The organism is Deltaproteobacteria bacterium CG11_big_fil_rev_8_21_14_0_20_49_13, from assembly GCA_002796305.1.
Lineage (GTDB): Bacteria > UBA10199 > UBA10199.
This window is the reverse complement of record PCWZ01000032.1, coordinates 6,092-8,919: the sequence shown is the minus strand read 5'-3', so window position 1 is coordinate 8,919 and position 2,828 is coordinate 6,092. Positions and strand designations below refer to the sequence as shown.

General features: G+C 48.9%; 3 protein-coding genes and 1 tRNA gene. 1 reads left to right on the top strand and 3 read right to left on the bottom strand.

The features are described 5' to 3' along the window. Positions 1–173: 173 nt before the first annotated feature. Positions 174–251 (bottom strand) — tRNA-Pro (locus tag COV46_02665). A gap of 17 nt (positions 252–268) precedes the next feature. After that, a complete protein-coding gene (rdgB, locus tag COV46_02660) occupies positions 269–907 on the bottom strand; it encodes a non-canonical purine NTP pyrophosphatase, RdgB/HAM1 family (protein ID PIR17805.1) in 639 nt (212 codons plus the stop codon). A gap of 106 nt (positions 908–1,013) precedes the next feature. Between rdgB and COV46_02655 the strand changes: the two genes are divergently transcribed. Next, positions 1,014–1,727, top strand: a complete 714-nt coding sequence (locus tag COV46_02655) for a protein-L-isoaspartate O-methyltransferase (GenBank protein ID PIR17804.1) — start codon at positions 1,014–1,016, stop codon at positions 1,725–1,727. A 40-nt stretch (positions 1,728–1,767) separates the two neighbouring features. Here the strand turns inward: COV46_02655 and COV46_02650 are convergent. After that, positions 1,768–2,828 (bottom strand): hypothetical protein (locus tag COV46_02650; GenBank protein PIR17806.1); only part of this gene is annotated, 1,061 nt, incomplete at its 5' end.

The window sequence follows — 2,828 nt, the reverse complement described above, 5'->3', positions numbered from 1 at the left end:
AGCAATCTCCATAAATCAAGTGTTTATGGGGGATTGCCGCGCCCCTTCGGGGCTCGCAATGACAGAGTGAGTAGTTTATAGAGGTGCCCTATAGTTAAACGATGCTTAATGCGACGTGAAACACTCACAAGATCTATGAACCGCCGCCACCTGCTAATCTGTCCCCTTTTCCATGGTCGGGGTGATAGGACTTGAACCTACGACTTCTTGGTCCCAAACCAAGCGCTCTAGCCAGACTGAGCTACACCCCGAATATGCGGCGGAACTGTTACCTTCTCTTATCCAAAAACTCAACTAAAATCTCCAACGCTTTTTTGGCCGCAAGGCCGCGATGACTGATCTTGTTCTTCTCCGAAAGCGGCATCTCGGCGATAGTGCGTTTATATTCAGAAAGATAAAAAACGGGGTCGTAACCGAAGCCTTCGGTCCCTTCGGACCCTTTTTCCACAATGAACCCGTTCACACGCCCTTCTATCTCATACTCTTTGCCTGCCGGATCTATAAGTATCATCGAACAGATAAAACAGGCCGTTCTTTTTTCAAAAGGAACGCATTTAAGTTCTTGCAAAAGTTTTCTATTGTTTCGGTCATAATCGACAGGTTCGCCGGAATATCTCGACGAATAAACCCCGGGTTGACCGTTCAACACATCGACCGCAAGACCAGAGTCGTCGGCAAGGACCCAAGTATCGTACGGCGTACTGCGTTCTGCGGACCGCACTTCTCGCAGGGCGTTGTAGACCGCCAGAGCCTTTATACGGGCGTTGCCAACAAATGTGGTGCCCGTCTCGGGAGGGAGCTTCACTTCATGGTCAAGAAGGGAGCTGACATTGATTTGCGGGCCCTTGATCACGTCGCCTATCTCCCCTATCTTGTGCTTATTATGGGTTGCTATTATGACATGCATAATGTATTATGCGTGTCATGCTCGAAGGCGTAGCCCGAAGAAGAATCCGGCGAATACAATTTGTTCAACCGGATCCTTCGCAGGCGGTTCAGGATGACACGAATTTATGAAACGCTTATTCTTCATACTCATACTTTTAGGGATTAATCAAGCCTTTGCGTCGCCAACGCCCCAAAAGGAGGAGACGAAATATACCAAAGAACGTGCCGCGCTTGTGAAATCACTTCGTGCCAAGGGAATAAAGAATGAAGGCGTGCTATCTGCCATAAGCAAGGTCCAAAGGCACGAATTCATCCCTGATAAATACCGCGAAAGATCATACGAGAACGTTTCGCTACCCATAGGAAAGATCCAGACAATATCACAGCCGTACATGGTCGCTCTGATGACAGAGGCCACAAGGCCAAAACCGGGACAAAAGGTCCTGGAAATAGGAACAGGGACCGGCTACGCGGCGGCGGTATGGTCGGAGCTGGTTCCCGAGGTTTACACGATCGAAATAGAACCCGAACTTGCACGAACTGCCGATGCAAGGCTCAAACGCCTTGGATATACGAACGTTCATGTAAAGGACGGCGACGGTTTTTACGGCTGGCCCGAAGTCGGACCGTTCGATGCCATCATCCTTACGTGCAACGCTGAAAAGGTCCCTCCCAAACTTGCTGAACAGCTTAAAGAAGGCGGAAGGATAATCATGCCGCTTGGAGCCACGTATTCAAATCAAACGCTTGTTGTAATAACAAAGACGAACGCCAAGCTTGTTTCAAGGCCCATAGCCGAGGTCCAGTTCGTACCGATGGTTGGAGACGTTAAGAAATAGGTAATCATCAACTGATAACCGATGACCTGATCACTCTCTTTTATGTCTGACCGTCCTTCATTCTATACACTACAATAAGCACCTCTGCCATGGCCTGGAAAAGCTCTTCGGGTACCTCATCGCCGATATCTAGCTCAATGAGAGCCCAAGCCAAAGGGACGTTCTGCATAACGGGAACGTTGGAATCACGGGCGAATTCTCTTATCTGTTCGGCAAATATCCTCTGCCCTTTTGCCATTATCTGCGGAGAGGACATGGTCTTATCGTCATATTTTACGGCAACCGCAAGTTCTGTCGGGTTGGTCACCACAACGTCGGAAGAGCGAACGGCCTGTTTGACATCCCCCATAACCATATCCTGATAAAGATGTTTTCTCATGCTCTTTATCAGCGGATCGCCCTCATCCTCTTTATATTCGCGTTTCACCTCTTCTTTGGTCATGCGCATCTGTTTTTTATACTGCCAGCGCTGGACGGCAAGGTCTACGAAGGCAATGACCACAAAACAGATAAAGACCTTGATAAGAAACGAAGAGATAAGATGTCCGGCCACAGCTGTATCCTGAATCATAGTCCCCTTGACGGTCATCACAACCTCGCGCATGTTGTCCGTAAGGACGGTGTAGGCAAGGATGAATATAAGGGAAACTTTCGCAACGTTCTTAAGAAGCTCAACGAACGTTGTCATCTTGAACAGGTTCTTCACGTTCTGTATCACGTTGAGCCGGTCCATTTTGGGGGTGAGCGGGTCGGTTGAGAATATGGAACCTACCTGGGCAAAACCTACCGCTATGGCGACGACCATCACCGATATCACGAACGGTATGGCGATCTTGACGTAGACAAGAAAGGCGTCCTTCACCCTTAAGAATAGCTCTTCGTTGGTTATATTCTCTTTAGAAGCAAATTGAAATGCGTACCTCATGGCGGACTGAAAATAATCTGACATGTAGCCGGCCATGACCACCAGCATCCCGAACGCGGCGATAAGAATGACGATGGTGTTGACGTCCCTGCTCTTTGCGACCTGCCCTTTTTTACGGGCCTCCCGCATGCGTCTGGGTGTCGCATCCTCTGTCTTTTCTTGTGATGTCTCTTTTC